At 69.1% G+C, this 4,279-nt stretch carries 5 protein-coding genes; all 5 read left to right on the top strand.

Annotated features, from left to right (window positions below):
* The first annotated feature begins 433 nt into the window (after positions 1 to 433).
* Positions 434 to 793 carry an NADH-quinone oxidoreductase subunit A gene (locus tag E4099_RS29735; protein WP_135342211.1) on the top strand — a complete coding sequence of 120 codons (360 nt, stop codon included), beginning with the start codon at positions 434 to 436 and terminating at the stop codon, positions 791 to 793.
* 46 nt (positions 794 to 839) lie between these two features.
* Positions 840 to 1,394, top strand: a complete 555-nt coding sequence (locus tag E4099_RS29730; protein WP_135342210.1) for a NuoB/complex I 20 kDa subunit family protein — start codon at positions 840 to 842, stop codon at positions 1,392 to 1,394.
* 40 nt (positions 1,395 to 1,434) lie between these two features.
* Positions 1,435 to 2,175 carry an NADH-quinone oxidoreductase subunit C gene (locus E4099_RS29725; protein ID WP_135342209.1) on the top strand — a complete coding sequence of 247 codons (741 nt, stop codon included), beginning with the start codon at positions 1,435 to 1,437 and terminating at the stop codon, positions 2,173 to 2,175.
* Positions 2,175 to 3,548, top strand: coding sequence for an NADH-quinone oxidoreductase subunit D (locus tag E4099_RS29720; protein WP_135342208.1), 1,374 nt, complete (start codon positions 2,175 to 2,177; stop codon positions 3,546 to 3,548). The genes E4099_RS29725 and E4099_RS29720 overlap by 1 nt, the downstream gene beginning before the upstream one ends.
* A 23-nt stretch (positions 3,549 to 3,571) precedes the next feature.
* On the top strand, positions 3,572 to 4,279 hold a 708-nt coding region (nuoE, locus tag E4099_RS29715; protein WP_135342212.1), incomplete at its 3' end, for an NADH-quinone oxidoreductase subunit NuoE.

The raw sequence follows: 4,279 nt of genomic DNA, 5'->3' as shown, positions 1-4,279 counted from the left end.
GGGAGTGGGTGGGGGCGGCCCGGCGGCGGCGGGTCACAAAGCATCCCCCCGGTGGGTTGCGTTCCTATATCAGTTGACGACGTCCATCGCGAATTTGCTCGTAGCAGTAATCTCTTGATATAGCCAGACCGCTTCGACCTGCGATGACGGCATGAATTGTCACGTATCGTGATCGCTCGAACGCTTCGCGTATGAAGATCACCGCTCATCCGACTTCATGATCCTTCGTCAGGTGGTGGAGATCACAAAGTCGTTCGCGTACCCGTGTCGCAGATCACAGAGCGACAGGCATAGGATGCAGGCGAATCGGGCTTGTGAACTGCCTCACATAGACACGATCTTCTATGCGGCGGTGCGCCTGCCTGGTGCGGAAGTCCACCCCGGCCCCGGCCGGGAGAGCCCACAGTCATCGTCGACGAAGGGAGCGAGGACGGTGAACGCGTACGCGCCCATCCTCGTACTGGGAGCACTAGGGGCAGCCTTTGCGATCGGTTCCGTCATCCTGGCGTCGATCGTGGGCCCCAAGCGGTACAACCGAGCCCGGCTCGAGGCCTATGAGTGCGGGATCGAGCCCACGCCGCAGCCCACGGGCGGCGGGCGCTTCCCGATCAAGTACTACCTGACGGCGATGCTCTTCATCGTCTTCGACATCGAGATCGTCTTCCTCTACCCCTGGGCCGTCACCTTCGACGCGCTGGGGCTGTTCGGACTCGTGGAAATGCTCCTCTTCGCACTCACCGTCTTCGTCGCCTACGCCTACGTCTGGCGCCGCGGCGGCCTGGAGTGGGACTAGGGCCCCCGGGGCCCGAGCGGAGCCAACGGGAGAGAGGGCACATCGCATGGGTATCGAAGAGAAGCTGCCGAGCGGATTCCTGCTCACCACGGTCGAGAACATGGCCGGGCTGGCCCGAAAATCGTCGGTCTTCGGCGCCACCTTCGGTCTGGCCTGCTGCGCGATCGAGATGATGTCCACCGGAGCCGCGCGCTACGACCTCGCCCGCTGGGGCATGGAGGTCTTCCGGGGCTCACCGCGCCAGGCCGATCTGATGGTCGTCGCCGGCCGGGTCAGCCAGAAGATGGCTCCGGTGCTGCGCCAGGTCTACGACCAGATGCCCAACCCCAAGTGGGTGATCTCCATGGGCGTGTGCGCCTCCTCCGGCGGCATGTTCAACAACTACGCGGTCGTGCAGGGCGTGGACCACGTCGTGCCGGTCGACATCTACCTGCCCGGCTGCCCGCCCCGGCCCGAGATGCTCATCGACGCGATCCTCAAGCTGCACCAGAAGATCCGCGAGGAGAAGCTCGGCGTCAACCGCGAGCAGGCGGCCCGCGAGGCGGAGGAAGCGGCGCTCAAGGCGCTCCCCACGATCGAGATGAAGGGGCTGCTGCGGTGAGCGACGCGAGGGAGTCTTCGAGGGAGTACGGAGGGGCGCAGTGACCAGCGAAGAGCAGCCGGACGCACGGAACCTGCCCGGCCAGCGCGGCGACACCGGTGAGGTCATCGGCGTACGGAAGGGCATGTTCGGCGCCAACAACGGCGGCGACACCACCGGCTACGGCGGCCTGGTCCGCACCGTGCGGCTGCCCGGCGCGGCGAGCCGCCCGTACGGCGGGCCGCGGGGCGGTGAGGGCTACGGCGAGTTCGACGAGATCGCCGACGAGCTCGAAGGCGCCCTGGAGGAGCAGGGGCTGCTGCCGGAGAACGCGATCGAGAAGACGGTGGTGGACCGCGGCGAGCTGACCTTCCACATCGCCCGCGAGCACCTGCCGCTGGTCGCCCGCACCCTCCGCGACGACCCGGCCCTCCGCTTCGAACTGTGCACCGGGGTGAGCGGAGTGCACTTCCCCGGCGACAAGGGCCGCGAGCTGCACGCCGTCTACCACCTGCGCTCGATCACCCACAACCGGCTGATCAGGCTGGAGGTCACCGCGCCCGACAGCGACCCGCACATCCCCTCGCTCGTCAGCGTCTATCCGACCAACGACTGGCACGAGCGCGAGACCTACGACTTCTTCGGCCTGGTCTTCGACGGACACCCCGCGCTCACCCGGATCATGATGCCCGACGACTGGCAGGGCCACCCGCAGCGCAAGGACTACCCCCTCGGCGGCATCCCCGTCGAGTACAAGGGTGCCGAGATCCCGGCTCCCGACCAGCGGAGGTCGTACAGCTGATGTCTGCTCCCCACTCCTCCCGCCCGTCGCCCGGCCACCCCTCGCCGGAGGGGCCGCGGTCGACCGCCGGCCCGCGCGAGACCACCGAGGGCACCGTCTACACCGTCACCGGTGGCGACTGGGACGAGGTCGTCGCCGGCGCGGCCAAGGCCGACGACGAGCGGATCATCGTCAACATGGGGCCGCAGCACCCCTCCACCCACGGGGTGCTCCGGCTGATCCTGGAGATCGACGGTGAGACGGTCACCGAGGCCCGCTGCGGCATCGGCTACCTCCACACCGGCATCGAGAAGAACCTCGAATACCGGAACTGGACCCAGGGCTCCACCTTCGTCACGCGCATGGACTACCTGACGCCCTTCTTCAACGAGGTGGGGTACTGCCTGGGCGTCGAGCGGCTGCTGGGCATCGAGGACCAGATCCCGGAGCGGGCCTCGGTGATCCGGGTGATGCTGATGGAACTCAACCGGATCTCCTCGCACCTGGTGTACGCGGCCACCGGCGGCATGGAACTCGGCGCGATCACCGTGATGTTCACCGGCTTCCGGGACCGCGAGCTGATCCTGGACCTGTTCGAGCTGATCACCGGGCTGCGGATGAACCACGCCTACGTCCGGCCCGGCGGCCTCGCCCAGGACCTGCCGCCCGGCGCGGTCGACCAGGTGAGCGCCTTCGTGAAGCGGATGCGCAAGCACCTGCCGGAGTACGACAAGCTCGCCACCGGCAACCCGATCTTCAAGGGCCGTACCCAGAACGTCGGCTACCTGGACCTGTCCGGCTGCATGGCGCTGGGCATCACCGGCCCGATACTGCGGGCCGCCGGACTCCCGCACGACCTGCGCAAGGCGCAGCCGTACTGCGGTTACGAGAACTACGAATTCGACATCCCCACCGCGGACACCTGCGACGCCTACGGCCGCTTCGTGATCCGCCTGGAGGAGATGCGCCAGTCGCTGCGGATCGTCGAGCAGTGCCTGGAGCGGCTGCGGCCGGGGCCGGTGATGGTGGCGGACAAGAAGATCGCCTGGCCCGCCCAGCTGGCACTGGGCCCGGACGGCCTGGGCAACTCGCTGGACCACATCAAGAACATCATGGGCACCTCCATGGAGGCCCTGATCCACCACTTCAAGCTGGTCACCGAGGGCTTCCGGGTGCCGGCCGGCCAGGTGTACACGGCGATCGAGTCGCCCAAGGGGGAGCTGGGCGTGCATGTCGTCAGCGATGGCGGCACCCGCCCGTACCGGGTCCACTTCCGCGACCCGTCCTTCACCAACCTGCAGGCCGTGGCCGCGATGTGCGAGGGCGGCCAGGTCGCCGACGTGATCGTGGCCGTGGCGTCCATCGACCCCGTGATGGGAGGCGTCGACCGGTGAGCGCTTCAGAGGTCAGCCTGGGGATGCCGGAGCTGCCCGCGCCGGACTACCCGCCGGAGGTGCGGGCCCGGCTGGAGGCCGACGCCCGCGAGGTGATCGCCCGCTACCCCGGCAGCCGCAGCGCGCTGCTGCCGCTGCTGCACCTGGTGCAGGCCGAGGAGGGTCACGTCACCCGCACCGGCGTCCGGTTCTGCGCCGAGCTGCTGGACCTGACCACCGCCGAGGTCACCGCGGTCGCCACCTTCTACACCATGTACCGGCGCAAGCCGTCCGGTGACTACCAGGTCGGGGTGTGCACCAACACGCTGTGCGCGGTGATGGGCGGCGACGCCATCTTCGAGGCGCTGCGCGAGCACCTGCGGCTGGCGAACGGGGAGACCACCGAGGACGGCAAGGTCACCCTGGAGCACATCGAGTGCAACGCGGCCTGCGACTTCGCGCCCGTGGTGATGGTCAACTGGGAGTTCTTCGACAACCAGACCCCCGAGTCGGCGGTCGGCCTCGTCGACGACCTGCGCGCCGGCCGCCCGGTGGAGCCCACCCGCGGCGCCCCGCTGTGCACCTTCAAGGAGACCGCCCGGATCCTGGCCGGCTTCCCCGACTCCCGGCCCGGCGCGGTCGAGGCCACCGGTGGCGCCGGCCCGGCCTCGCTGGTGGGGCTGCGGCTGGCCAAGGGCGAGGCCGCCCCCGGCCGGGTGGTCTCCCCGCGCGCCGCCGGCGGGGCCCCGCCC

Source organism: Streptomyces palmae (assembly GCF_004684805.1).
Taxonomy (GTDB): Bacteria; Actinomycetota; Actinomycetes; order Streptomycetales; family Streptomycetaceae; genus Streptomyces; species Streptomyces palmae.
This window is presented reverse-complemented; position numbering and strand designations above follow the sequence as displayed.

Bases quoted from the DNA above. Each gene is read 5' to 3' on its own strand.
- E4099_RS29730 (WP_135342210.1), top strand. From the start codon at position 840: ATGGGTATCGAAGAGAAGCTGCCGAGCGGATTCCTGCTCACCACGGTC.
- E4099_RS29720 (WP_135342208.1), top strand. From the start codon at position 2,175: ATGTCTGCTCCCCACTCCTCCCGCCCGTCGCCCGGCCACCCCTCGCCG.